29 protein-coding genes, 1 pseudogene and 1 other annotated feature are annotated in these 24385 nt (G+C 58.9%); of the genes and pseudogenes, 20 read left to right on the top strand and 10 right to left on the bottom strand.

Features of this window, described 5'->3' with window-relative positions; all coding sequences use genetic code 11:
- Positions 1 to 6: 6 nt before the first annotated feature.
- Positions 7 to 708 carry a type II secretion system protein N gene (gspN, locus tag ACS5RD_RS08975; RefSeq protein ID WP_489930897.1) on the bottom strand — a complete coding sequence of 234 codons (702 nt, stop codon included), beginning with the start codon at positions 706 to 708 and terminating at the stop codon, positions 7 to 9.
- 119 nt (positions 709 to 827) lie between these two features.
- On the opposite strand from gspN, the gene ACS5RD_RS08970 reads away from it, so the two are divergent.
- Genes ACS5RD_RS08970 through ACS5RD_RS08960 form a run of 3 tightly spaced genes read left to right on the top strand, consistent with a single transcriptional unit; the run spans position 828 to position 3312 of the window.
- Complete coding sequence (locus tag ACS5RD_RS08970) at positions 828 to 1838, top strand: penicillin-binding protein activator (protein WP_489930896.1); 1011 nt, start codon at positions 828 to 830, stop codon at positions 1836 to 1838.
- Complete coding sequence (locus ACS5RD_RS08965) at positions 1835 to 2437, top strand: type II secretion system protein GspJ (protein WP_489930895.1); 603 nt, start codon at positions 1835 to 1837, stop codon at positions 2435 to 2437. The genes ACS5RD_RS08970 and ACS5RD_RS08965 overlap by 4 nt, the downstream gene beginning before the upstream one ends.
- A 2-nt stretch (positions 2438 to 2439) precedes the next feature.
- Positions 2440 to 3312 (top strand): type II secretion system minor pseudopilin, encoded by an 873-nt coding sequence (locus ACS5RD_RS08960; RefSeq protein ID WP_489930894.1) that lies wholly within the window; start codon positions 2440 to 2442, stop codon positions 3310 to 3312.
- A 119-nt stretch (positions 3313 to 3431) separates the two neighbouring features.
- Here the strand turns inward: ACS5RD_RS08960 and ACS5RD_RS08955 are convergent, their stop codons facing one another.
- Positions 3432 to 3662 carry a hypothetical protein gene (locus tag ACS5RD_RS08955; RefSeq protein ID WP_489930893.1) on the bottom strand — a complete coding sequence of 77 codons (231 nt, stop codon included), beginning with the start codon at positions 3660 to 3662 and terminating at the stop codon, positions 3432 to 3434.
- Between the two features lie 4 nt (positions 3663 to 3666).
- On the bottom strand, positions 3667 to 5310 hold the full coding sequence (locus tag ACS5RD_RS08950; RefSeq protein ID WP_489930892.1) for a DUF4331 domain-containing protein: 1644 nt from the start codon (positions 5308 to 5310) through the stop codon (positions 3667 to 3669).
- Between the two features lie 218 nt (positions 5311 to 5528).
- Between ACS5RD_RS08950 and ACS5RD_RS08945 the strand changes: the two genes are divergently transcribed.
- The 9 genes and pseudogenes from ACS5RD_RS08945 to ACS5RD_RS08905 all read left to right on the top strand — a co-directional run bounded on the left by ACS5RD_RS08945 (position 5529) and on the right by ACS5RD_RS08905 (position 11435).
- Entirely contained in the window at positions 5529 to 6014 is a 486-nt protein-coding gene (locus tag ACS5RD_RS08945) for a prepilin peptidase (protein ID WP_489930891.1), read from the top strand.
- Positions 6015 to 6467: 453 nt separating this feature from the next.
- Positions 6468 to 7337 carry a translation initiation factor eIF-2B alpha/beta/delta subunit family protein gene (locus ACS5RD_RS08940; protein ID WP_489930890.1) on the top strand — a complete coding sequence of 290 codons (870 nt, stop codon included), beginning with the start codon at positions 6468 to 6470 and terminating at the stop codon, positions 7335 to 7337.
- Positions 7338 to 7395: 58 nt separating this feature from the next.
- The gene (locus ACS5RD_RS08935; protein ID WP_489930889.1) at positions 7396 to 7578 is read left to right on the top strand and encodes an extracellular solute-binding protein; all 183 of its coding nucleotides are present in this window, start codon (positions 7396 to 7398) and stop codon (positions 7576 to 7578) included.
- Positions 7571 to 7795, top strand: a complete 225-nt coding sequence (locus tag ACS5RD_RS08930) for a rhodanese-like domain-containing protein (protein ID WP_489930888.1) — start codon at positions 7571 to 7573, stop codon at positions 7793 to 7795. The genes ACS5RD_RS08935 and ACS5RD_RS08930 overlap by 8 nt, the downstream gene beginning before the upstream one ends.
- A 168-nt stretch (positions 7796 to 7963) precedes the next feature.
- Positions 7964 to 8536 (top strand): chemotaxis protein CheB, encoded by a 573-nt coding sequence (locus ACS5RD_RS08925; protein WP_489930887.1) that lies wholly within the window; start codon positions 7964 to 7966, stop codon positions 8534 to 8536.
- A 561-nt stretch (positions 8537 to 9097) separates the two neighbouring features.
- A pseudogene (locus ACS5RD_RS08920) lies at positions 9098 to 9277 on the top strand (IS110 family transposase); the annotation flags it as partial.
- Between the two features lie 34 nt (positions 9278 to 9311).
- Positions 9312 to 9458, top strand: a complete 147-nt coding sequence (locus ACS5RD_RS08915) for a head-tail joining protein (protein WP_489930886.1) — start codon at positions 9312 to 9314, stop codon at positions 9456 to 9458.
- A complete protein-coding gene (locus ACS5RD_RS08910) occupies positions 9455 to 10084 on the top strand; it encodes a DUF6441 family protein (RefSeq protein WP_489930885.1) in 630 nt (209 codons plus the stop codon). Before ACS5RD_RS08915 ends, ACS5RD_RS08910 begins: the two co-directional genes overlap by 4 nt.
- A gap of 64 nt (positions 10085 to 10148) precedes the next feature.
- Positions 10149 to 11435 carry a peptidoglycan-binding domain-containing protein gene (locus ACS5RD_RS08905; protein WP_489930884.1) on the top strand — a complete coding sequence of 429 codons (1287 nt, stop codon included), beginning with the start codon at positions 10149 to 10151 and terminating at the stop codon, positions 11433 to 11435.
- A 13-nt stretch (positions 11436 to 11448) separates the two neighbouring features.
- Here the strand turns inward: ACS5RD_RS08905 and ACS5RD_RS08900 are convergent, their stop codons facing one another.
- Both ACS5RD_RS08900 and ACS5RD_RS08895 read right to left on the bottom strand, forming a co-directional pair.
- Complete coding sequence (locus tag ACS5RD_RS08900; protein WP_489930883.1) at positions 11449 to 11739, bottom strand: type II toxin-antitoxin system RelE/ParE family toxin; 291 nt, start codon at positions 11737 to 11739, stop codon at positions 11449 to 11451.
- Positions 11727 to 12011 carry a CopG family ribbon-helix-helix protein gene (locus tag ACS5RD_RS08895; RefSeq protein ID WP_489930882.1) on the bottom strand — a complete coding sequence of 95 codons (285 nt, stop codon included), beginning with the start codon at positions 12009 to 12011 and terminating at the stop codon, positions 11727 to 11729. The genes ACS5RD_RS08900 and ACS5RD_RS08895 overlap by 13 nt, the downstream gene beginning before the upstream one ends.
- A gap of 84 nt (positions 12012 to 12095) precedes the next feature.
- On the opposite strand from ACS5RD_RS08895, the gene ACS5RD_RS08890 reads away from it, so the two are divergent.
- The gene (locus ACS5RD_RS08890) at positions 12096 to 12518 is read left to right on the top strand and encodes an acyl-CoA transferase (RefSeq protein WP_489930881.1); all 423 of its coding nucleotides are present in this window, start codon (positions 12096 to 12098) and stop codon (positions 12516 to 12518) included.
- Positions 12519 to 12555: 37 nt separating this feature from the next.
- Here the strand turns inward: ACS5RD_RS08890 and ACS5RD_RS08885 are convergent, their stop codons facing one another.
- Positions 12556 to 12774, bottom strand: coding sequence for a hypothetical protein (locus ACS5RD_RS08885; protein ID WP_489930880.1), 219 nt, complete (start codon positions 12772 to 12774; stop codon positions 12556 to 12558).
- 44 nt (positions 12775 to 12818) lie between these two features.
- On the bottom strand, positions 12819 to 13259 hold the full coding sequence (locus ACS5RD_RS08880) for a thermonuclease family protein (protein ID WP_489930879.1): 441 nt from the start codon (positions 13257 to 13259) through the stop codon (positions 12819 to 12821).
- 78 nt (positions 13260 to 13337) lie between these two features.
- Between ACS5RD_RS08880 and ACS5RD_RS08875 the strand changes: the two genes are divergently transcribed.
- Together ACS5RD_RS08875 and ACS5RD_RS08870 are read left to right on the top strand one after the other, a co-directional pair.
- Positions 13338 to 13484 carry a hypothetical protein gene (locus ACS5RD_RS08875; RefSeq protein ID WP_489931444.1) on the top strand — a complete coding sequence of 49 codons (147 nt, stop codon included), beginning with the start codon at positions 13338 to 13340 and terminating at the stop codon, positions 13482 to 13484.
- Positions 13485 to 13927: 443 nt separating this feature from the next.
- Entirely contained in the window at positions 13928 to 14905 is a 978-nt protein-coding gene (locus ACS5RD_RS08870) for a response regulator (protein WP_489930878.1), read from the top strand.
- Between the two features lie 53 nt (positions 14906 to 14958).
- Here ACS5RD_RS08870 and ACS5RD_RS08865 read toward each other — a convergent pair whose 3' ends face one another.
- Positions 14959 to 16788 (bottom strand): sensor histidine kinase, encoded by a 1830-nt coding sequence (locus ACS5RD_RS08865; RefSeq protein ID WP_489930877.1) that lies wholly within the window; start codon positions 16786 to 16788, stop codon positions 14959 to 14961.
- Between the two features lie 182 nt (positions 16789 to 16970).
- Positions 16971 to 17915, bottom strand: a complete 945-nt coding sequence (locus tag ACS5RD_RS08860) for a hypothetical protein (RefSeq protein ID WP_489930876.1) — start codon at positions 17913 to 17915, stop codon at positions 16971 to 16973.
- 138 nt (positions 17916 to 18053) lie between these two features.
- Here ACS5RD_RS08860 and ACS5RD_RS08855 point away from each other — a divergent pair, with 138 nt between their 5' ends.
- The 4 genes from ACS5RD_RS08855 (at position 18054) to ACS5RD_RS08840 (ending at position 22157) form a co-directional block, all read left to right on the top strand.
- Positions 18054 to 18524 carry a PepSY domain-containing protein gene (locus ACS5RD_RS08855; protein WP_489930875.1) on the top strand — a complete coding sequence of 157 codons (471 nt, stop codon included), beginning with the start codon at positions 18054 to 18056 and terminating at the stop codon, positions 18522 to 18524.
- A gap of 51 nt (positions 18525 to 18575) precedes the next feature.
- Positions 18576 to 19223: a response regulator gene (locus ACS5RD_RS08850; protein ID WP_489930874.1), complete on the top strand. Its 648-nt coding sequence runs from the start codon at positions 18576 to 18578 to the stop codon at positions 19221 to 19223.
- Positions 19223 to 20557 carry an ATP-binding protein gene (locus ACS5RD_RS08845; protein ID WP_489930873.1) on the top strand — a complete coding sequence of 445 codons (1335 nt, stop codon included), beginning with the start codon at positions 19223 to 19225 and terminating at the stop codon, positions 20555 to 20557. The genes ACS5RD_RS08850 and ACS5RD_RS08845 overlap by 1 nt, the downstream gene beginning before the upstream one ends.
- Positions 20558 to 20922: 365 nt before the next feature.
- Positions 20923 to 22157, top strand: a protein-coding gene (locus ACS5RD_RS08840) for an IS3 family transposase (RefSeq protein ID WP_489928112.1) whose coding sequence is annotated in 2 segments (ribosomal slippage) — positions 20923 to 21217 and positions 21217 to 22157 — 1236 coding nt in all. Because the reading frame shifts where the segments join, the coding sequence is not laid out codon by codon here.
- Positions 21210 to 21326, top strand: a sequence feature (AL1L pseudoknot). It overlaps the preceding gene by 117 nt.
- A 36-nt stretch (positions 22158 to 22193) precedes the next feature.
- On the opposite strand, the gene ACS5RD_RS08835 is transcribed toward ACS5RD_RS08840, so the two are convergent.
- Complete coding sequence (locus ACS5RD_RS08835; RefSeq protein ID WP_489930872.1) at positions 22194 to 22559, bottom strand: hypothetical protein; 366 nt, start codon at positions 22557 to 22559, stop codon at positions 22194 to 22196.
- 502 nt (positions 22560 to 23061) lie between these two features.
- Here ACS5RD_RS08835 and ACS5RD_RS08830 point away from each other — a divergent pair.
- Positions 23062 to 24291, top strand: coding sequence for a site-specific DNA-methyltransferase (locus tag ACS5RD_RS08830; protein WP_489931356.1), 1230 nt, complete (start codon positions 23062 to 23064; stop codon positions 24289 to 24291).
- Positions 24292 to 24385 lie beyond the last annotated feature (94 nt).

Below are 24385 nucleotides of genomic sequence, written 5' to 3'. Positions count from 1 at the left end.
GACGCGTTAGGGAAACAGGGTCGCCAACGGCAATTCGATCTCGCTGTCGGCACTGGATGGCATGCCCGGCACCAGTGCCGCCCCGGCGGCATGGATGGTCACGATGATGCGATCCGAATTTGTCAGACGCGCGGTGGCAAGCGGCGTTTGCGGCAGATCGGTCTGCACCAGCACCGCCACCAGACCTTCGCTGTCAGAACCGAGAGCCGCAGTTAGCGCAGGTGTGGGCACTGGCGGCATGTCAGAATCGCGCCGTTCACATCGCCCCTTGGCTGTTGAAATCATTCCCTCACCCACTCGAACGCCCGGTGTCAGGCTGATGCGCAAACTTTCGAAAACCGCGGTAGCGTCGCAGCGGATCGGCAGGTCCGGCAGCGCCGCCTCAATCAGCGCCCAGCCCAAGCTGCCGCGCACGGCATCGAGTTCAGCGCGGTCCGCCTGCGGTGGCAGTGGCACGGCGATGCGGCCAGTCAAATCTGTCTGCGGCCCCTCAAGGTGCCAATTGACCACAACCGCCATCCGGCGCAAACTTTCCCAACCTGATGTCTGCCAGCTCAGCATATGGGCATCGCCCAAACGCGCATACCCATTCCAAATCGTGCCTGACACCTGCAGCGTGTCTAGCGGCAGACCGATCTGTTTCGCCGCGAAACGCGCAGGCATATGCGTGACAACCGACACCAAGAAAGCCGCAATACCCAGGAGCACAACCAATGACCAAAGCACTTTGCGCCGCCACCCCAGTGACCCGTCGTTGGTTTGGAGGTTCAGTTGTTGCAAGCGTTAGTCTCCCGTTGTTTACTGCCTCTCTAAGTGGATGCGCGGGGATGGCCGCAGGTCCGTTCAAGGCAGGCTCTGGTGTCGGTGGCCGCGATGCGGCGTTGTTGCTACCCTTAACAGGTTCTGCCGCAACCTTGGGCCAGAATATGGCGCGGGCTGCAAGCCTTGTCACCCAAGCCGCGGCGGTGGGAACCGCGCCAAAGGTTTATGACACTACCGATACCGTGGAAGGCGCTGCCGCTGCCGCACAAAAGGCCATAGCGGGCGGCGCAAAACTGCTGCTTGGGCCGCTGAAATCCGATCAGACACCGGGGGTGATTGCCGTCGCGGGCAAGGTGCCGGTGATCACGTTCTCGAATGATGACACATTGGGCGCGCAGGGCGCGTTCGTGATGGGCATCACGCCGGGGCAATCCGTATCAACCATGTTCAGCTATGCCCGCGCGCAAGGCATTTCGCGCATAGCAATTGTCGCCCGCGACGGTCCGTTGGGAACTGCCACAGCCCAAGCCGCAAACCGCATCGCACCGGCGGGCGGGATCACGCTGACCGCCACGCTGCTGCGTGATCCCGCTGCGGGTGGATTGGTGGCAGCCCTGAAAGCTGCGGGTGGTGGGCGTCTGCCCGAAGCGGTTTTCCTGCCCGACGGGGGGGCCAGCTTGAAGGCTTTCGCGGCAGCGTTGAAAGGCAGCGGCGTGCAGCTGTTGGGGTCGGTGCAATGGGGTGTTGGCAATGTCGAAAATGACGCCAATCTTGCCGGAGCGTGGTTTGCTGCACCGCCGCCCGATTTGTTCTTGCCGTTTGCAGACAGGTTTGAGGCAGCCTTTGGCGAACAGCCCGGCACTGTTGCAGCATTGGGCCATGATGCGGCTTTGCTGGCGGTCGGTTTGGGCGATGCAGGCGCGCTGTCGAGCAAAGGCGTCACAAGGGCCGCTGGCTTTACCGGCGTACTCGGCGCGTTCCGCTTTCTGGCCGATGGCCGCTGTCAGCGCGATCTGACCGTGCTCGGGATTGAGGATGGCAGCATTGTCGTGCTGGGCGAAGTCGCAGGGACGTGACAAAGCGCACCAATCAAAAGCGGACAGGCCAAAAGCGCGATCCGACGGCGGGCTTCTCGCTGGTCGAAGTGTTGGTGGCTTTGGCGATCTTTGCGCTGATCGGTGTGGCTGGATTTTCGATGTTGGATCAGGTTTTGCGCACCCAAAGGCTGACTGAAGGTCGTCTAGAGCGGCTGGCGGAACTGCAACGCGCGATGTATCTTTTGACACTGGATTTCAGTCAGGCACGCGGCAGCTCTGTGGCGCTGGATACGGCGTCAAAGGCTCCTGCTGTCAGCCTGCAACGCAACGCGGCAGAAACCTCTGGCGGCAGTGTCGCGCTGCGCTACGAAATGAATGATGACACGCTGTTTCGCGACCTCGCGGCAAAACCCGGCGCTGAGGCGGCGCGCCAGCCGCTGTTGCAAGGTGTGGCTGCGGTTGACTGGCAGTTTTACGCGGCAAGTTCTGGCTGGGCTGCGGTTTGGCCGCCTGCGGATCGGGTGATCCTGCCGGGACAGCCCACGCCCAATCCACTGGCGATCGCCCTGACAGTAACGCTTGCCGAAAATGGCAATCATCTGCGCCGTGTGGTGGTTTTGCCAGCCGAGGCCCGCTGATCATGGCCCGCGAGCCAGAAAAAGGCGTAGTTCTGATCAACGTGCTGGTCATTCTGGCGCTGACGGCCTCGGTGGTCTACGCGATGATCAGCCTGTCTGATCTTGCGATCCTGCGTAGTCAACGCTTCAGCGCAGCGGGCCAAGCCCTTGCCTTGATATCGGGGGGTGAGGCCAGCGCCATTGTCGCCCTGCGCCGCGATATGACCGACGCGCCACAAACTGACAATCTGCGCGAGCCTTGGGCGTTGGTGGGGCAGCAAGAAGTGCCGATAGCAGGCGGCAGTTTTGCGTTGCAGATTGCGGATGCGCAGGCAAAATTCAACCTGAACAATCTGCCGCAAAGCGGGGCGTTGGGTGCGCAGATGTTGCAGCGCATCGTCGCTTTGCTTGATCTGCCAGCCGATGTTGGCCCCCGCATTGCCGCAAGGCTGACCCAACCGCAGCCCTTGGTGCGCATGGCTGATCTGGTGGCCGAAGCGGGGCTAACTCCCGGCGAAGTCACCCGGCTTGCGCAGCTTGCCACGGTGTTGCCCAGCCGCACAGATATAAACATCAACACCGCGCCCGATGTTTTGCTTGGGATCATCACCGATAATCCGGTTCAGGCGCGCAGCCTGCAAGGCATACGCAAACGGCAAGGATTTCTGACGCCGCAAGATCTTGCCGCCGCAAATGTAATCCTCGCTACTGGTGTTGGCTTTGTCTCGCGGTATTTTGAGGTGACGGTCAACGTGACCATCGCGGATACGGCGCAAAGCATGCAAAGCATTTTGCAGCGCCGCACAGGTCGCGGTGGGCAGCCTGAAGTTGTGGCGATATTTCGTCAAAGCCCGCAGGTCGCGTTTACGCCACCACAGGCTACGATCTCTCCTTGAACCCACCCGCCTCCTTAAAGCAGCACTTTGAAGGCCTGACATAAAAATGGCGGCGGTAACAAAACCGCCGCCATCTGTGTTGTGCTCCCCGCCACCAAAGTGATGGCGGGGGCTTTGGTTCAGATATCCAGCGGGTCTGCCGTGTAGTCCACCCCAGTCACGCCCTTGTAGACGATGACCAAGTTGGGATCATCCTTGGGGTCGGCGGCGGTCTTGGCATTGAAGGCCGCCGCAAACTGGTTGCCGAACTGGGCTTGTGCGTTGCCCATCACGCCATCGCTTCCATCGCAGGCGGCGAGAAAAGCCAGCGACCCTACAAATGCAGTCAGCAGTTTTTTGTTGCGTGTCATGCTATCAGCCCTCGTTGTTCGGCGATCCGGGGATCGGTGCGTTCAGGTAAGGGAAGGCGTTCAGCAGTTCGGTCGCGCTGAGCGGTGCGCCATCGGTGAAGGCCGCTGTGCCAACTGGCGCGGCGGCCATGCTGGATTCGCGGTCCGCACCGCACAGGTTCAGGTTCACCAGATCAGTCGGAGTATCTTCAACCGCACCGGGCACGGCCAGTTCAGCACCCAATGGCAGATCGTGGCACAAGGCCCCCATCGCCACGCGGAGCTCGATATCAACCACATCATCACCCGGACGACGCCCGTTCGGGAAGCCGGCCAAATCCTCGGCAACCAGACCAAAGGTGTTCTGATTTGCCCGCGGAGTTGCCGGGAAAGTGGTGTTCAGGCGCATCATTTCCGAACCCGTCACCGTCGAAAGCTGGTTCACCCCCGGAAAGCCGGTCAGGAACGCAGTGACAAGGTCGTTGCGCGGAAAGTTGCTGGGGGCGATGTTAGACGTCGCTTGCACTGCGTCGCGGAACAAAGCATCCAGCAAGGCCGGGAACACCGGGTTGGTCACATAGCTTGCCAAGGCACCGTCTTGAGTTGGCTCTGCCGCGTTGAACAGATCCTTGTCTTTCAGGCCGATCACAATTTCATTGACCAAAGGTGCCGAAAGCCGCGAGACCTGCACCAGCGCGCCGCCTTGAACGGTTGTGCCATTGTAGGTCGGCGATGGATCACGCAACTGCGCTTGCGGCAGGCTTGCGGTGGTCCATGCCCCGATCACGCCATTGCCTGCCCCCGTCACGCAAGCAATCGGCAACTCCAGAGCCAGCGATGTCACATTTGATTTACCGACAACATCGTCATTGTCGCGGCTTTGCATAATGCCACCGGCAAACGGCGTGGTGTCATATTGCGGATAAGCCGCGTTAGACGCACCCTGGAGCGGTACAAGGTTCACAAGGTCAAACACTTCACCAAGATTAACCGCAAAGGCTTCTGCACGCTGGCCGACAAACACCCGGCCGGGCTGTGCGCATCCTGGAACCGTAATGTCGAAGATGTGGTTGTTCGCGTAGGCATCGTAATCTGGAATGGTTTTGTTGCCGATATTGTCGATCGGTTTGGCGAAGACTGTGGCCGAACCGCCAACCTTCGTCACATTCGAAATGGCGCCTTTGCGACGATCATCTTTGATCATCTTCAGCGTGTAGGATTCGGTCTCGTTGATGTTCGGATCTGCAGGATCGGTGCCAATCTGACCTGCCTGACGCAGCGGCCCTGCAACTGTCACGCCGCCAATATCGTATGTTTTTCCTTTTCCAGCTTCAACCAAAGTGCTGTCAAAGTTAAATTGGAACGTCAGATTTTCCTTGGCATCACCGTCGTTGTCGATGTGAATTTCATAAACGGCGTCGTTGTCGAGCTTAAAATAGTTAGGGCCGCCATAGGGAGACTGCAACGGCACATAGTTTGCGATCAGGGTGACATAGCCCTCACGGCCGGGTTCGTAACTGCGGAACATGTAAAAATCGGTGGCATCTACGCGCGGCATCCCGGCGATACCGGGCGCTTCTCTGTGGCTTGAAGCCCAGCCAACCGGAGCAGTGCTGGCAAGCACCGCCACCATCATCGTTCCAAGCATATAACGGGTTTTGATTTTCATAATTCCTCCTGGGGTATGGCGTGTGACCGCCACTAAGATTATCTTTATGAGGCGTACGCACTGGTATTTCAGTCTTTGATTGCACTAAGTGGACGCGGCGTTTCGGTGTCTCAGGTTCGGAAAATATTTCGCGTCAAACCAGCAACGTTGCGAGATTCGGAAAAGTTTCAGCGCCATTGAACTTTTCTTTACAGCTCGTGATCAACTAAGGTGCAGAAGTGATCACTCCTATCGCTGATAGCTTGCCACTTGGTCTGTTTTCTGCTGCAACAACTGTTCTGTTTGTGATGCTTTTGACAATTTCTTATATTGATATCAAAACCCTCCGCATCCCAGACAAACTTAGCCTTCCGCTGATCGCCATGGGTTTGGCGCTGGCAGTCATCACTTCACGAACTGCGGCGCTGGATCACGCAATCGGCGCGGCCGCTGCTTTTTTGCTGTTTGCGGGGTTGGGCGAAGTCTTCTTTCGCTTTCGGGGCATTGACGGTCTGGGCCTCGGCGACGCGAAGCTTTTTGCAGCCGCGGGAGCATGGCTCGGTTGGCAAAATCTACCGCTCGTGTTGCTGCTGGCAAGTGTTGGCGGCTTAATCCAAGCATTGCTGTGGCAAAAATCGCAATCCCATCTGGCATTTGGCCCTTGGATTGCGCTGGCAATGGGGCTGGTATGGATAAGCATGCATTTCATGGGATGGAGCGGCTGAAACGGCTAGAGATGATTTTTTGCGCAATGGTCGGCGAAGTCGCAAAAACGAACGCCTGAGATGTGAGGTTCCGTTTCCCCAATGGCTTGAGGCCACGTGGATACTGTCAGCGTAAAAAGTGTTTCAAAGCAATAGATGAGGGCGATGCCAACCTAGATTTTCGGCGGTTCAGGTCTCTGGCTGCGGTGCGTTTTCCAAATGCACAGAGGCAACCCACCTTCGGATTCAAAGGCGTGCTGGCGTCGCATACCTTCCTGCGTGTTCGGAATGCCCTACCATAGTGCCAAGAGCCACGCAGGGTTTTGTGGCGAGCGAGGGCACCCATAAAGGCATCCGTTCAGAATCGGCCATTCCTGTGTCATTGCGATCAATAAGGGCGGAGTGGAGGCTCTGGGTGTTACAGTGCCCATCGGCGTTCACAGTGCCAATCTCTTCGTCGTAGGGATCCGAGACATGGTCATTCAGGGTGCGTTCTCCATCTCTATCGCGGCGGGATATGGGCTGGCACTTGCCGCCCGGCAAGACGCTCGCTTTGAACAAATCAAGGCTGCGGCAGGCGTCCTGATCGCCACACGGCCCACCGGCCTTGCGTTAAAGCGACTTGTGCAGGCTTGTATTGACTCAGCGGAAGACGCGGTCAAGACGCGCCGGGATCCCAGTGAGGCGATCATTGAAACGGTCGATCGCGCCGCAGCGGTGCTTGCCCGGCAAGGCTATGAAACCGGCAGGAACGCCTGCGCGTTGATCAAGGATGGCGCCACGATCCTTACCCATTGCTTTCCGGATCGCTCATACGCCTACCTGCTTCTTGAGGCAAAACGTCAGGGCAAGTCTCTGAACGTGATCTGTAGCGAAACGCGCCCCTACCTTCAGGGCGCGCGTCTCACGGCACTCTGCGCGGTCGAGCTTGGCTTTCCGACAAAGGTCATAACCGACGGGATGGGCGGCTATCTGATGCGGGAAGGTATTGTCGACTATTTCATCACAGCCGCTGATCGCGTCTGCATGGACGGTACAGTTTGCAACAAGATTGGGAGCTACCAGTACGCGCTCGCGGCAGCCGATACCGGACGGCCCTATTTCGTTCTGCGCCAAAGTGGCCCCGACGTTGAGAGCGCAACTGAAAAGGACATCACGATTGAAATGCGCGATGGCGAGGAAGTTGTGAATTTCATGGGCCACCGCACGGCTCCGCTGGACGCGCAGGGGCTTTATCCAACTTTCGACATAGTGCCACCGCGTTTGATTTCGAAGATTGTAACGGACAGAGGTGCCTTTGATCCCAGTTTGATCTGCACCTACACCTCCGTCGAAATGGCTTGAGAAAGGATCGTTCTGCGGGCCTGCATTCGGTCGTCCCTCGGTCATTGCGAGAGCGTGGTTGATTTTCCGCGGCACCGAACTGGACAAGCAGTTGCGAGTGGCGATGCTGTCGGGCAGCGGCCCTGATATAGTCTATACGCCGGGTCCGGCATATCTCGCGGCCATGGCGCAGGCAGGACAACTGATGCCGCTGGACGACTACGTGGCCACACTGGGCTATCGCATGCGCTTTGTTGGATGATCAGTTTGTTAGGTTCGCCGACGAGATCGCGAAGGCGTTCGGCGATGCAGAGATCGATGGCGCGAAACCGGTGGTCACGCATTGCAACGGCGGGGGCCGGGCAACCCTCGCCGCCTTTGCTGCGGTAGCAGGCGGCCATAAGGATGTGAATGTTTACTACCTGAGTTTCGCAGACTGGGCCGCCAATGAAAGCAGTCCAGTCCTCGCAACGGTGTGAACGGCCCAAAGCCGCCCGTCGAGACCATCTCTATGCCGCAGTGTGGCTCCCCAGACCTGCCATTCAGGCTTGCCGAAGCATTGCAGAACGGGCAACGTCAACTAAGCGGCGTGTTATTGTGACACTTAGGGTGCTCCTGTTTGAAGACAGGTACGAAGGGTATCTTTTATGAAGAATTTCCCGATCGTTTGTGTCGGCGGGTCTGCTGGCGGACTTGACGCTTACACGCGGCTTTTGAAAAATCTGCCAGCCGATATGGGCGTCGCAATCGTCATCGTAAATCACCTGCGAACCGTGTCCACGTTGTTGCACGAAATTCTGCCACGCTACACTCCAATGCAGGTAGAGCTAATATCAGACCGATTGGACGTTCGCCCGAATTGCGTGTTCATTATTCCGGAAAAACGTGACCTCCACGTGCTGAACGGGGAGTTTCGTCTAAGACCGATCTCGAAGCCAAGGGGATGGCCCGATGTCATCACTGTCTTCCTGCGCTCGCTTACGGAGAACTGGACCGGTCAACTGATCGCGGTCATCGTTTCGGGATACGATGGTGATGGGGCGGCCGCGCTTTGTGGCATCAAAGATGTTGGGGGCATCACGATTGCACAGAAGCTCGATACAGCCGTTCAGCCTGATATGCCGCAGAGCGCAATAGAAAGCGGCTGCATCGACTTCATCCTCTCGCCCGAAGAAATCGCGAAGCAGATTCGGCTGATCGCGGAGCGAGCGGATGGTTGATACGGCCTGTGTCCGTCGTCGAATGATTGGGGACAGGCGGCTTAATATTGGAGCGGAGTGTTCGGGCTCATCGGATTTAGGGTCAGGACTTCGGTAACGGGTTCGTCTCAGTTAAGTGCTTTTGCGCATGCTGCATACGGCGCCGGGCGGCGGTTTTGTCCGGTGGCCGTCTGGTCTGCTGTTCCTTTGACCTTCGATTGAGGTGCCCCCGGGGTGCATGCTTCGGTCCGTGGTCGGCGCCGTGGCCGCCAGAATGATGCCGGTTCAATGCAATTCCGGTCTGCCCATCTCATTGGCGTGCTCGATACGATCGGCATCAGTCCTGAGCACGGCATCATCGGAACCGCGTCCCGTGGGGGACCTCGAAGGCCTGCGGTTAGGCAGGCATCAGTTTCAACATCGGACCGTCATGCTGCATGAAGCATTTGCGGCTCCGTGCGGAAGTCGGTGTCATCATGTGTTTCGGCGTCCAAAATTGATGTGGTGGACGGCCCCTGTCCCAACCGTGGCGCATCGGGGCTCCGTGGTATGATCAGGGCTCCAATATAGGAGGGAACCACCATGACGGAGATTGTAACGATTGGCCTAGATCTCGCGAAGAATGTGTTTCAGGTCCATGGCATTGATGCAGATGGCCGGATTAGCATTCGCCGCAAGTTGCGGCGGGCGGAGGTGTTGCGGTTCTTCGCCACCTTGTCGCCGTGTCTGGTCGAGATGGAAGCCTGCGCGTCGTCGCATTACCGAATTCGGCGCAGGCCGGTTTGTCAGCGATACGATGATGGTGGATGTCCGGGTGTCAGATCTGCCGGACCCTCGCGCTGGTGATCTGATCGTGATCGGGGTGGACAGTTTCATCATTCAGGGGGAGCCGATCCGCGACCGCGAACGGCTGATCTGGACCCTGAACCTGCGGCCATCATGAGGTTGAAGATAGCATTCGACCCCGATCTCATCGCCTTGATGCAGGCCGAAATTGCCGCTGGGGAAAGGGCGGTGTCCGCTGCTATGCGCACTGCGGGCACCACCCTGAAATCCGCCTGGCGCGCGCAGATCACCGGTGCAGGGCTGGGAACCCGGCTCGGCAACAGCATCCGCCTCGCCAGCTTCCCGAAATCCGGCAACAGCCTGAATGCGGCGACGATGGTCTGGTCCAACGCGCCGGTGATCATCGGCGCACATGACACCGGCCCGCTAATCCGGTCCAAGGACGGGTTCTGGCTCGCCATCCCGACCCTAGCCACTGGCAAAAGCACGAAAGGCAGTCGCATCACCCCAAGTGAATGGGAACGCCGTACCGGCTTGCGCCTGCGGTTTATCTATCGTCGCCGGGGGCCGAGCCTGCTGGTCGCCGAAGGGAGGCTGAATTCGAAGGGCCGCGCCGTGGCGTCAAAATCCAAGACCGGCCGTGGCGGGGCGACCGTGCCGATCTTCCTGCTGGTGCCACAGATCAAACTGCGCAAGCGGCTGGATCTGGCGCGCGATGCCGAACGGGCAGTGGACGGGGTGCCGGGGTTGAACGTGGCGAGCTGGGCGGAAGGAAAGCTGTGAACAACAGCGACTTGCACAACTCCAGCGAGATCACTAGCCTGATTGCAAAGTGGAGTTTTTTTAGATGCGCATCTTGCAGAAATCCCTTCCCATTGCTTTCGCATTTTGTCTTTCGAACTTGGCCTTCGCGCAAACGAACGAGGCCCTTCCTGCAGAACTTGCTGCCATCGAACAACAGATCACCGACGTTAAGTCTAAAATTGCAATTTACGACGGTGGGCTGATCAAAGGGTTGGCAGAAGCTCGGCTTGAAGCGCTGTTATTGTCGAAAACACTCATTGAGAACCGCATCTCGGCCGCCGAAAGCGGCGCAACCGTCGAGGTGATCGTCTCCGCCGTGCAACCCGACGAAGCGCGTACGCAGCAAATTCTTGGAGAAATGGCATCTGCCCAGCAGCGTATCGGCGAGGCTGAAAAGGAGGCGGCACAGGGCGGTGGCCTTGTGCAGGCGCTTGCTCTGAGCCGTGCCGAAACTGAGAAGCTCACACTGGCACAGCTGCAGATGGGTTACCTGCAAGCGAAATACGGTATTGCCTTCCCGACGGTGGCGGCACCAGCTCCTACTGCGGCTGCGACAGCTGCCACTGCGCTCGCTTCGTCTGCGGATAGCGCGGCCGCGGCCGTCAGCACCGTAGCCTGGGCAGATCCCAAACATCCAGAAATTGACTACAACAACCCAGCTTTCGAGCAGGCCCACAAGGAGGGTGATCGAATTGCCGGTTGGTGGGCGATCAAGACTGAACGCGCCGCGGTAGACGACAGCTTGCAGATCACGGCCGTGAACTACTCTGCCTATGACCCTTCGAACTATATGGGGCTGACTGGCCTGTTTGCCCGTTGTGTCGAGGGGGAAACCGCCCTGATCTTCGTGCAGGATGATTTCCTGATGTCGGATTATCAACGAAACACCTTCGACATCACGCTGCGGGTCGATGAAGCATCCGCGCAACAAACGCGCTGGAACGGGCTTACCAGCAACAAGGGTGCCGGGCTCTTTGGCGCTGACGCAGAAAATTTCATCCGCACCATCTATGACGCGAAGCGTCTGTTCATCCGGCTCACCGAAAACAACGGCCAGGATCATGACGCAACCTTTGAACTTGCCGGAAGCCAGGAAGCCTTTGAAGATGTGGCCGGGGCTTGTGGCTGGACAACGCTATCTCTGACCAAGGACGACTACCGTGCCATCCAAACATTGCTCAACGCCGGGGGCTTCGACACCGGCACGCCGGATGGCCAATGGGGTGCGGGATCAAAGGAGGCTATGAGAGCCTTCCAGACATCCGTCGGCATTCCCGCGACGGGCGCACCTGACCGGGCGACCTTGCAGCAACTTGGCTTCAGCGGCTAACTGTCGTGTACGGTCAGTAGCCAGCCTCGCGCTGATGGCGCACCGCGAGGATCACCGCCGTTTCGCCATCAAACCGGTAGAGGAACACGTAGCCACTGTCGCCAAATGTGACGAACCACTCGCGAAACTCTGGCTCCATGTCATCGACCGGTCGTCCTACGCTAGGTTGATCGCGCAGGATGTTCATGCCCTCGCGGATTGATTTGGCCGCGCGGCGGGCGGCGTCAGGGTTCTTGTCGGCAAGGAAACGATAAAGCCGTTCCACATCCCGCAACGCGGCGGACGACCAAATCAGTTGTGGCATTCAGGAACGGCCGCATCTTCGCCTGCTTCCAGCTTGGCAAGCCAGGCATCGGCTTCTTCATGCGTGACGTGCTTGCCGGTTGCCTGAAACTCTTCCCAAGCCTGCAATCCAGCCTGCCGAAACGTCTCGCGCTTCTCCTCACGCTCGACGAACTGGGCTACCGCCTCGCGCAGCATCCAGTGCGTGGAGCGGTCCTTGGCATCCGCCAACCGCTTGAGGCGGTCGCGAGTGTCCTGATCGAGCTTTACGGCGATGGGGCGGACGGCGTTCATGGGTGCTGCTCCGAGCGAGTATTCACAGGTATTACTTTTAGCACATCAGCGACCATCACAAAAGTCACAATTCAGGATACATCGATGCCAACCACGCGCGAAGCCATCCTCGCCGCACTTCACGCACGGATGCAGCCGCTTGCCGCCCTGATCTTGCGCGATGAGGTACTGCCCGAGCGGATCCCGGCCGCCGGGCTGATCATCCTGCGCGACGGCCAGCCTGGCGAAGCCGAAGTCACGCTGTCCCCCCTGCGCTATCACTATCAGCACCGAGCCGAGCTTGAGGTTGTCGTCCAAGCTGGAATTGGCAGTGCCAGCGCCTTTGACAGCCTGATCGCCGCCATTGGCGTGGCGCTGGAAGCGGACCGCACGCTAGGCGGCCTTTGCGATTGGGTCGAACCCGAAGCCCCGGCCTCTGTCGACCTACCCGTCGAAGGCGCGGCAGCCCTGAAAGCGGCCGTTGTCGCCGTCGTCCTGCATTACACCGCCCCCGGGCCACTGGCCTGATGCCCATGCCGCGGGACCGACAAAGATTGACTGGGGATCAATCGATGTTTTCGTAGTTACCCCGGTGCGGGAGGCCACCGAGCAACCAAAGCAGAAAGACGGCCAGAAAGGGCGAGAAGAAGATACTTACAAGAACCCAGCCGACGGCACTGCGCCCTCTCGCTTCTGCCATTCTGGCGGGCAGGAAAATGAAGAGCCAAAGGATGAAGTACAGGGCTGCCAGTCCGAAAAGCAGGGCGAGAAGACCTTCGATCATGCTCTGGTATCTCCTTTTGACGGCGATGCGTGTACCACGTGCCCTCAGCAGGTACCGTAGTAGCCGCGGTAATAGCGGCAATACTCGCGGGCAGCGCCCGAGCGGATCATTTCGGCGGCGATGTCGCGACCATCTGGGAGGATGCATTGCTCGACCGGGCGACCGTAACGATCCACGTCCAGAATGGAACAGCGCAGAGGTGTGCCGGAGATCAGCCCGCGCAGAGTGGATGTGGCTGCCACACCTCCGCGATGGTCCCATTCTTGTGCATCGAAGCCCCAGACCCGAATCCGGCGCGACTCGCCATTTAGCGTGAAAGTGTCACCGTCGAGGATCTTGCTGACGCTCGCCTCGAGGGCGGGCGCCTGCTCGGCCCGGGCTTCCGGCCCTGCCAACAGGACCAGGAAAGCTGCAAAGGCCGCGAGCAGGAAAAACGCGGGACGAAGGCGGTGATGCAGCTGCTGGGCACGAAGATATTCTGTCATGCACCCATGATGGCGCGAACTTGGACGGCACCGCAAGTCGTCCCCGAGAAATCATATCCGTAAACAGAGGAGACCCCGATGGCACGTGCGCTAGGCGCGCGGGCGCAGATGGCGCTTGCGTATGAGACGGTTTACGGCACTCCGCCGATCAGCGGCTTTAGCAACCGCTCCAATGTCGGCGAAGAAGCTGGCGGAAATAAGATGTTGATTTCCATTCAGAATTGATCCGGGTTTGGAGTGAACCCCACACACTGGACCACCGTTGCTAAAAAACTGAAGCGCTGAACCGGCCTTGCTTGGAGAAAGCTCATGATATCAAAAGGTCCCTGGGGCAACGACACAGAAACAGACGTGACCAAAACCCAGAACCAAAAGGCCGAAACCACAGATCAGCAATCACGCCAAACTGTTCCAAGGGCGCTGAGAGGCGGACAGGCACCGGTCTTTGCGACTGCTTTGGCCCGCGCCTCCATAAAATCAAGGTCGAGCTAGACGCGCATCTGAATGCCTGTTTCTGTCACCACCCCGGCCTCAGTGATCAACGGTCAGCACGCATCCTCTCGGCATCAAGCTGTCGTGGTTGGCTTCACACTTAGAACCAGCTATTGTTCCCGCAAAGGCTGAATTCCTCTTCGAGACAGGCAGTCACAACCAATCTGGAGGCAAGCATGAGAATCCTCGCCGTCGATGATGACCCCTGCATTCTTGAATTGATGCCGTTGCTCGCGGCAAAATCTGGATTTCCCAATGTGACCACAGCATCGTCCGGCCAACTTGCACTTGATGCTCTGGCAAACGGAGATGCTTCCTTCGATTGCCTTTTGCTAGACATCAATATGCCAGGCATGGATGGGATAGAACTGTGCGAGCGCGTGCGACTGCTTGAGGCCTATCGTAGGACGCCCATCATCATGCTGACAGCGATGTCCGAGCGAGACTACATAGATCGCGCATTCAAGGCGGGTGCTACAGACTATGCGACCAAACCCTTCGACATCAACGAACTCGGCGCCCGGCTTCGGGTTGCGCAGGGACTGGTCATTGCGCGGCGCGAAGCCGAAATGGCGAAGGACTCGCAGGCGGCATCCGGCAGTGTATTCAACCAAAAGCATAGTTTCGACCTGTCCGAGGCGATCCGTATCGACAGGGCGCAGGCCCTTGTCGAGTTTGTCTCATTGAAAAGCTACCTCAAGCAGATCTCCCGTGCGGGCCTTGCCGCGTCGCATGTGATCGCGGTCAAGATCGACCAGATCGAGGAACTTTACGTCCGCGCCACCACCGAGGAGTTTATCTATGCGTTGCGCGAGGTTGCTGACGCAATCAACGAAGTGCTGCGGACAAGCGGCGGCCTGATCTCATATGCGGGCAACGGGATATTCGTTATCGTTTCCAACAGCGCTGGACCGCTTTCTTCCGATGAGATTGAATCTGAAGTTCAGCACCTGCTTGACGGAAAAAACTCTGAGTATGACTGCGGTGCCCCGCTTGATATTACAGTTTCGATCGGGAATCCGATTCAGCCAAATTTCGATGACATCGCCGAAGTACCCGAGTCACTTGAACGCGCCATCGCCCGCGCCGAAACCCGTTTCCTGACAAAACCTGATAGACCTCCCACGGTGAATATCCGCCGATGCGGGCCGTAGCGCCAGACAAACCGATAGGCGATGAATATGGCGGAGAATCCATGGCGAACCCTCTATTGGGCTGCTTCCGCGGCACGGATCGTGAACCAGAATGTCGTCTTTACATCGGGTAAGCTTTCAAACCCGATATCTCCGCCCATCTGTTCAACGATTTGCTTGGTAATGCTCAGGCCCAGCCCGGTTCCGCCTGATCTGAGGTCAGACATGGATGCGACCTGCGAGAAGGGCTTGAAAACCTGTCCCTTGAACGCTTCCGGTATTCCGGGCCCGGTATTGCTGACGGAAACCCGGATTGATGGTCCCTGCAGCTGGGCGGATATCTCGACCGCGCTGCGGGGGGCCGCGAATTTCGTGGCATTCGACAAGAGGTTGGCCATCACCTGATGGAACCGTTTGGGATCGACGATGGCAATCAGGGATCGGTCTGGAAACATCGTCGCGAACCGCACGCCGTATTTGTCTGCCGACGCCAGGTTGGCCAGAAGGGTCTCCTCCACCAGATCGGCGACCATGTGAGGGGCGAGTGAAAAATGCATCTGCTGGGCCGAGAACTTCTGAAAATCGAGAATATCGTTGATCAGGTGATGCAGGCGGTCGCCGTTTGTCTTGGCGATGAACAAAAGCCGATGCACCTGGTCTGAAAACAGCGCATCTTCGTCGGCTTCCAGAAGCGACAAGGCACCAAGGATCGAGGTCAGTGGTGTGCGCAATTCGTGACTGACAGTGGAAACGAACTCGTTCTTCATCTCGTCGATCCGTCGTTGTTCAGTGACATCGATGATCTGCGAGACAAAATGATCCGGTTTGCCATCGGCATTTCGAACCATGCCGACTCTCAGCTTCCCCCACAGGATCGAGCCATTGGCCCGATAGTAGCGTTTTTCTATGGTGTAGGAGGGGATTTCGCCGCGGGTCAGCAATTTGAGCTGACTGAGGTCCGCATCCAGATCGTCGGGGTGGGTCAGCGTCTGGAAGTCGGTCCTGAGCAGGTCCTCCTCGGCAAAACCCAACAGGTTGCAGAGGGCTTGATTGACTTTCAGCCAAGCTCCATCAGGACTGATAATCGCCATGCCGATTGGCGCGTTTTCGAAGGCCGATCGAAACTGTTCGACGCTGATCCGCAGCGCATCTTCCATTGCCTTACGTTCGGTGATGTCGGTTTGCGCGCCGACCAGCAGACTGGGCTTGCCCGTCGGGTCGCGCCGCGCCACCGCGATATCTGTCCGCATCCACTGCCAATGCAAGCGATCGCGAGAATGCAGCCGATACTCGCAACTCGCACGCTCGGCCTGATCTTCGCCGCACAGTCGAATAGGTTCGAGAGCCCCCGCCAGGTCATCGGGATGGACCCGGTTCCGCCATTCCAGTTGCACATCAAGGTCTTCCTCCGGCGCAAGTTCCAATACCTCTCGCCAGATGTCTGAAACGCTTACGGAGTCGGTCGCCGGATTGTATTCGAAGACACCGATATTTGCTCCCCGGATCGCATTGTCCGACTGGATGAGGCCTTTCTGCCTGATCTGATCAATCTCGCGCTCGGCAGCGGCGTCGCGCATGATCACCGTCGAATAGACACATCCAGTAGAGTCGGCCCAACGGGCGATTTTAACCGCTAGGGCGATGGGTTGGTTGGCCTTGTCGCGCCCAGTTAAGTACTCCACCGCTCCTTGAAGTGGCGTCTCTGTCGGACTGCTGTTCCAGGGAGCTGTTGCCAAAGCCAACGGCAGGAAGGCGGAAACATGCATCCCGATCAGATCCTCCGGCAAATGGCCCAGCAGCTTGGCCGCAGGAGGATTGCTCTCAATGACCCGGTCTGCCGCGTCCAACACCAGCACTGCAATCTCGGCCGCGCTGATTGCGTCGGCTATTAGCATCTTGTCCATCAGTCACCTACCAAGGGCCGGGCCATAAAGTCCGGCATATTGAACGATAGTCGAACCCCGCGACGAAGAGGCCGCAGCTTCCTTTATACGATACGATACCAAGATGTCGGAAATGGTGACCTGTGTTTCGACGATGCGCCGTGGGCCGACGGGTACCCCCGCCGCCCCCCGCGTGACGCCGGTTACTCTGTAACCGGTACGAAGACAACCGGCGCGTCGGGGACTACGAGTTCAACCGGGGCCAGCCCGAGGAGATCGTTGACCGACGTCACGACACCGGGGGTGACAGTCTTGTTGGCAGCCGCTTCCAGCAGGCTCTGTTCAAACTCGGGTTGATTAGCGATAGCATCACGCAGTTCGGCTTCTTGTTCGACCAAGTCGGCATAGTCATTTGCCGCGTCCAGTTCAGCCTGCACCGTGGCGCGCTCGATTGAAATCGCCTCCACTTCGCCTTCAAGAGTTTCGATTTCGTCTTCCAGCGCTGTCGTATCGGTGCCTGCTGGCGCTGCGGCCAGTTCTGCCCGCGCGGCAGCAAGATCGGCTGCGGCAAGGTCGGTATCCGCGTCAAGCTGCGCAAGATCGACGCTGACGGCATCAGGGTCGCGGGCGGGTGGTGTTGTGGCATCAAGCGCCGCGCGTGTCAGATCATAGTCCGACAGCAAATCGGCCCGGCCCAACACGGCGTCGCGGTAAGCGGCAATCCGGCCCACCCGAGAATTCGGGTTCGCATTGGCCAAAGCCTGGGGGGAAGCGTTTGCCGCATTCAATGCGCCCAGCTCTGATGGATGCGCGCCAAGAACCTCGGCAAGATCCAGGCTTTTGTTCAACATTGCCGTGCGGGTGGCCGGACGCGGGCTTGTGGTTGCCATATCCGCTTGCGGGGCGTGTTTCGCGGCTTTGTCTGACTTGCTGTGATCTGCCTTGCCAGAAGCGCCTTTGCCCGAAGCTTCGGACCCATGCCCGCCATTTCCATTGCCACCGCCATTGCCGCCGCCGTTCCCACCCCCGTTACCGCCTTTGGCATGGGCGGCGTCAGCGAAGGGAACTGTTGCAGCAATCGAGACTGCGCCAAGAAGGGCGGCAGAAAAGAATGCCGCCGAAAGGATGCTTGTGTGTTTAGATGCCATGTCCGTCTCCAATCTGGTCCGTGGGCCATGCCTTCTCGACATCAGCCAATTCATGGCAGAGATAGAACACAGGCTTGATGAACCGTCGTTGAATGACCCATTCATTTTGGGTTCACCTCCAATCTGGTACACCGCAGTATGACCCGATTTGCGCTTGCCCTTGTCGTTATGTTCGGCCTGCCTTGCGTGGCGCTTGCCCAAGTGCCCCGCGAGGTCGGACAAGTGGAACTGCGCCGTATGGTTGCAACAGGCCAAAGCCTGAGCCTTTCCCGCATAATGGACGTTGTAACTCGCAGCGCGGCAGGCGATCCGCTTGACGTGCGGCTGTTTGAATCTTCCGGACTGTTCTTCCGTGTGGTCGTGATGGATTCGTCGGGAAAACTGGTTCGTCTGGTATTGGACGCGCAAACCGGCGAACTTCTCTCTGACACATCGCCCACTGCCAAGCGGGTACGTGCGGCGGCAACCCATGCAAAGGCCGCGGCAGTGGATGCCAGCAAATCAAAGTCTAAAAATGGTCAAGGCAATTCAGGTACGGCGGGGAATGACGGCAACAGCGGCGGAAATGGCAACGCCGGTGGAAAGGGGAACGGCAATGGCAAGAACTGACGTGTCGCCGCTTGTTCCGTTCCGCAGACATTGTATCGCATGAGATTACTATTGGCAGAGGATGATCTGGTACTGGGTGACCAGATCCGTCAGGCGCTGGTACAAGAAGGCCGGGTAGTGGATGTGGTGCAAGACGGCGAGGAGGCGGCGTTTCTTGGCTCGACGGAACCCTACGATCTGATCATCCTGGATCTTGGTTTACCCAAAAGGGACGGCCTTTCCATCCTGCGCGAATGGCGCGCCGAAAAGAACACCGTCCCGGTGCTGATCCTGACTGCACGAGACGGCTGGTCACAACGGGTTGATGGCCTTGATGCCGGTGCCGATGACTACATCGTCAAACCTTTCCATATGGCCGAACTGCTGGCGCGCGTGCGTGCCCTGCTGCGCCGGCGGATGGGCCAGCAAAGCGCTGTGTTCGAAATCGGGGCGTTCAGCTTTGACACACGCATGGGCCGGGCACTGGTCAACGGGATCGCCGTCGATCTGACCGCGCAAGAAGCTGCGGTGCTGACCTATCTCGTCAATCAGGCTGGTCGTCTGGTGTCGCGGACGGAATTATCCGAGCATATTTATGCCTATGATGACGACCGGGATTCGAACACCATCGCGGTGTTCATTGCCCGTCTGCGCAAGAAATTGGGGGCGGATGTGATACAAACGATCCGGGGCCGCGGCTACAAGATAGATCAGGCCTGATGCGATCGCTGCGCAGCAGGGCCATCCTGTCGGGCGTCTGGCTCTCGGTTCTGTCGATTTTTGTCGGCGCTGTGGTTTTGGTCACATCCGTCGACGATATCGCGTTGCGTCGATTTGACACCGATATGGCCGCGCGACACCTGCAGTTGACTGTGGCGGTGGCCAACGGCGGTCTTGACGCCGATGTGATCGCCACCGAACTTACTGATCCGCTGTATAATCGGCCCTATTCAGGGCGATACTGGCAGGTCATCACCCTCGACGGAACGATTGTCACCTCGCGGTCACTGTTTGATGCCGTTCTGACGCTGCCAGCCGCAACGTCCGAGCTGCAATATGCGGATGGTGTCGGGCCGGACGGCGAAGTGCGAATTGCATGGCGCCAGATTACGGCCGAAGGCGATGCGCCGATGGTCGTTGCCGTGGCCAGTTCTCTGGCCGAACTCGATCAGGAACGCTGGGATATTCGCCGCAGTCTGCTTACGGGGTTTGCCATTGTCGGTTTTTTGGGCCTCATCATTGCGACTTTGCAGACATCTGCCATTCTGCGTCCATTGACGACCCTGCAACAGGACATCAACCAACGGTGGGACAGCGACGAAGCCCTTGATCCGGGCCGCTACCCAAAAGAAGTCGCGCCATTGGTTAACGACATCAACATCTTGCTAGACCGCAATCGCAACCTCATCGACCGGACACGCAGGCAGGGCGCGGATCTTGCCCATGCGCTGAAAACCCCGTCGGCCATTCTTCGAAACGAGCTTTATCGTTTCGATCAGGCGGGGCAGACGATAGATGTGGCTCAAGACGCTCTCGACCGCATCGACGCGCAGATCACTCGATCCCTGACGCGGGTGCGCGCGGCCAATCTGGCAGGCGCAGCCCAAAGAGGAGCCAATCTTCGGGGATCGCTGGACCGGCTTTCCCACGCCTTCGCCACGCTTTTGGCAGACAACGCACGCATCCTTGACTTGCATGTGCCGCTTGATCTTGCGGTGTCGATGGATGCGCAGGATCTGGAGGACGTGCTGGGGAATATTCTTGAGAATGGCCTGAAGTTCTGTCGGACCAAGGTTGTCGTAAGTGCGCATCGCACGGAACACATGACCCTTGTTCGCATTGAGGACGACGGACCCGGCATTCCCGAACCGGATCGGGTCGAAGCCTTGAGACCGGGCGGGCGGCTGGACACAGCGACTCGCGGCACCGGTCTGGGTCTTGCCATCGCATCGGACATTGTGAATGCCTATGGCGGAACGTTAACACTTGGGCAATCCGCGGCCCTGAGCGGCCTACAAGTAGACTGCAATTTGCCGATAAGACATGGACTTTGAGAATTCATATCTTCAACCAATCGCTTGAGCTTTGCATGTTCTGTGCGCCATCAGCGTGTATGGAACAGTTTAGCGTGATTGCGTAGCGGAGGGTTTGCGGCTCATCTTTAACCGATATGGAGTTGAAGATGATGAAGAAACCCGTGACCACGAAGGCACTCGCTGAGCAGGTGACCTGCCACGGGATTTTTCCTCCATTTGCGACTAGAGTTCGACCCAGGGAAGGGACGGACGATGAAGCGAACGATACGAACGGAAGAGCAGATCATTGGGATTCTGCATGAGCACGAGGCAGGCGCAAAATGTGCTGATCTGAACCGCCCCGGGTTTGCCGGAGACCTTCAACCTGACTAAGGATGAGGGCTATGGAAAAGAGTAAGACATCAAATCGCTATTCACCTGAGATGCGGGCACGGGCCGTTCGCATGGTGCTGGAGCATCAAGGCTCCTATGAAACGCAATCTGCGGCAGTGTCTGCGATTGCGCCCAAAATCGGCTGTATCCCGGAGACCTTGAGGGTCTGGGTTCGGCAGGCAGAACGTGACAGTGGGGCACGCGATGGTGCCACCAGTGCTGAGCGTGACCGGATCAAGGAACTTGAACGTGAGGTGCGCCAGCTTCGGCAGGCAAACGAGATCCTGCGCAAGGCGTCTGCTTATTTTGCTCAGGCGGAACTCGACCGCCCGTTCAAGCCATGATCGGCTTTATTGATGATCATCGCGTGGTGCATGGGGTCGAGTCGATCTGCAGGGTGCTGCCGATTGCCCCATCTACTTACTATGCCTGTCTCGCTGTGCGTGCCGATCCGGCCAAAGCTTCCGCACGAAAGCAGAGGGATTTGGTCTTGCGACCCAAAATAACGAAAGTCTGGAATGATAACTGGCAGGTCTATGGGGTTCGCAAAACCTGGCGACAGTTGTGCCGTGAAGGTGAAGGTGCCGCGCGTTGCACCGTGGCACGCCTTATGACCAGCATGGGATTGCGGGGCGTTGTTCGCGGAAAGGCTATGAAAACAACGATCCCAGACACGTCAGTTCCATGCCCGCGTGACAAGGTGAACCGCGTGTTCCGAGCGCTAGCACCAAATATGCTATGGGTCAGCGACTTCACCTATGTCTCGACATGGCAGGGATTTGTTTACGTCGCCTTCGTGATCGACACCTTCGCCAACCGCATTGTTGGCTGGAAGGCGTCGCGGTCTGCCAAGACCGACTTCGTTCTTGATGCACTTGAGCAAGCACTTTATGCCCGCCGTCCGGCTCATCGGGGCGGGCTGATCCACCACAGCGACAGGGGAAGCCAATACGTCTCGATCCGATACACCGAGCGTTTGGGAAAAGCGGGCATCGAACCATCCGTTGGCAGCGTCGGCGACGCCTATGACAATGCTTTGGCCGAAACCATAAACGGCCTCTACAAAACCGAGGTCATCCGGCGGCGTAGTTCATGGAAAACCATGGACGAGGTCGAACTGGAAACCCTCAAATGGGTCGATTGGTTCAACAACCGCCGCCTGCTTGAACCCATCGGAAATATACCACCGGCTGAGGCAGAGGAGGCCTTCTATGCAAATCTGAACACACTCGATATGGTCGCGTAATACGGACTAATTGGTCTCCGGCAAACCCGGGGCGGTTCAAACGCTGAAATCCTGCGGCTTTTGGCGACCCTGACCGAGGCGAACAACGACCACCTCGGGGTCGGCCCGGACGAAGTCAACTGGGGCCACGTAGGGACCGCCGACTTCATCCGCGAACGGCTGGCCGACGCGGTGGCCCAACTGCCCCGCGCCTGAGCCACTCCGCCGCCGCACCGCCCGCCCAACCGGGCGGGCGGTTTTCGTTTGCGCCGCCCGCGCGGGACCGCCTGCCACCCCCGCGCCGCTCCACCCGCCGACCGCTCGCGGTCCCCCAGCCCGGCCCCCGCACCCCGGCACCGCCGCCGCGCCCGACTCACCCAGACCGACTGGCCGCGCGCCGCCGCCCCGACTCGGCCCCGGCACCCGGTCGGCACCCGCCCAGGGCGGCGGCCCGGCCCCCCCGCCCGGTTCCTCCGGCGGCCTATTTGTATGCGGGGGGCGGAGGCGCGTTAAAGCCTTACGGATAAACATTTATTTTGGGTTCGCACCCGTTCCCACCAAATCGACCTCTGGCCCGGTGCGTGGGTCTGACGAAGCAGAACGTCGCCGAAGCGTGGCGAGGACGGCTCAACACGTCGAACTTTTGGCGCGACATTTTCAGCGTTTTGGGTGCATTTTAGCGATATGATAGGGGAACGACTGCGATAGAGGCACCTGCTGCCCAATTGTCGCTTGTTCGGTCACCTTGCCCTCTGACCCGCACGTTTCTTTCGGCCAAATGTCCCGTCACTGGGCACGACACGGCAAGCGCATCCCCTGCGAACCCAGAATAGCCAACCCCGAAACCCGCTTACAGGTGCGAACCTGCAGGTTCGCGGGTTCGCACCTCGTTGAAAACCTTGGAGATCGCAGCTTGCAGATCGTGATGAAGCAGATCACGGGCCTCGCGCCCTATACCCGCAACGCCCGAACGCACTCCGAGGAACAGATTGCCCAGATCGCGGCCTCCATCGCCGAGTTCGGTTTCACCAACCCGATCCTGATCGGCGGGGATAATGTGATCATCGCCGGGCATGGTCGTTTGCGTGCCGCCCAGATGCTGGAATTGCCCGACGTGCCGGTGATCGTGCTGGATCATCTCTCGGACGCCCAGCGCCGCGCGTTGATCATCGCCGACAACCGCATTGCGCAAAATGCCGGTTGGGATGAAGACCTGTTGCGCGCCGAACTGGCCACTTTGCAGGACATGGACTTCGACCTCGAGCTGATCGGATTTGACGACGAGGAACTGGATCGGCTTTTGTCGGACCTCGAGGCCCCCGGCGTCGGTGATGCTGTCGATGGCGAAGACGAGGTGCCGGAGCCGCCGATTGATCCGATTTCGCGGCCCGGCGATCTGTGGATCATGGGGGCACATCGGTTGCTCTGCGGCAATTCCACAGTGGCCACCGACGTCTCTCGGCTGTTCGGGGCGGTCAGCCCGATGCTGATGGTGACCGATCCGCCTTACGGTGTGGAATACGATCCGGCTTGGCGCAACCAGACCGGCGCATCCGCGACCAAGCGCACCGGCAAGGTGCTGAATGATGATCGTGCCGATTGGCGCGAGGCTTGGGCGCTGTTTCCCGGCGACGTCGCCTATGTCTGGCATGGTGCGCTGCATGCGGCGGTGGTGGCCGAAAGCCTCGAGATATCGGGCTTTGCCATCCGGTCGCAGATCATCTGGGCCAAGGAACGGCTTGTTCTAAGCCGGGGCGATTATCACTGGCAACATGAGCCCTGCTGGTATGCGGTGCGCAAGAAGGGCAAGGGTCATTGGGCGGGCGACCGAAAACAGACGACACTCTGGCATATTTCCAGCCGGGATCAGGACGCCGAAACTGTGCATGGCACTCAAAAGCCGGTCGAGTGCATGCGTCGCCCGATCCTGAACAATTCCATCCCCGGTCAGGCGATCTACGAGCCGTTCACCGGTTCTGGCACCACCTTGATCGCGGCGGAAACCACCGGGCGGGTCTGCCTAGGGATCGAACTCAATCCGGCCTACATTGATGTGGCGGTGGAGAGGTGGCAGCGGTTCACGGGCCAGATAGCCACGCTGGATGGTGATGGCCGTGCCTTCGGTGAGATCGTGGCCGAGCGAAAGGCGGCGTGACGGCGCGCTTTCGGCGTGACCGAACCGCTATGCGGTGAATGCCCACACTATTCGCCGCAAAGTGTGCGGTGAAATAGTTTGCGCCTTGCGGCGA

The sequence above is a fragment of the Cypionkella sp. PAMC25878 genome, assembly GCF_058135695.1.
Note: the sequence above shows the minus strand (reverse complement) of the source record. Positions and strands in the feature narration are given on the sequence as shown.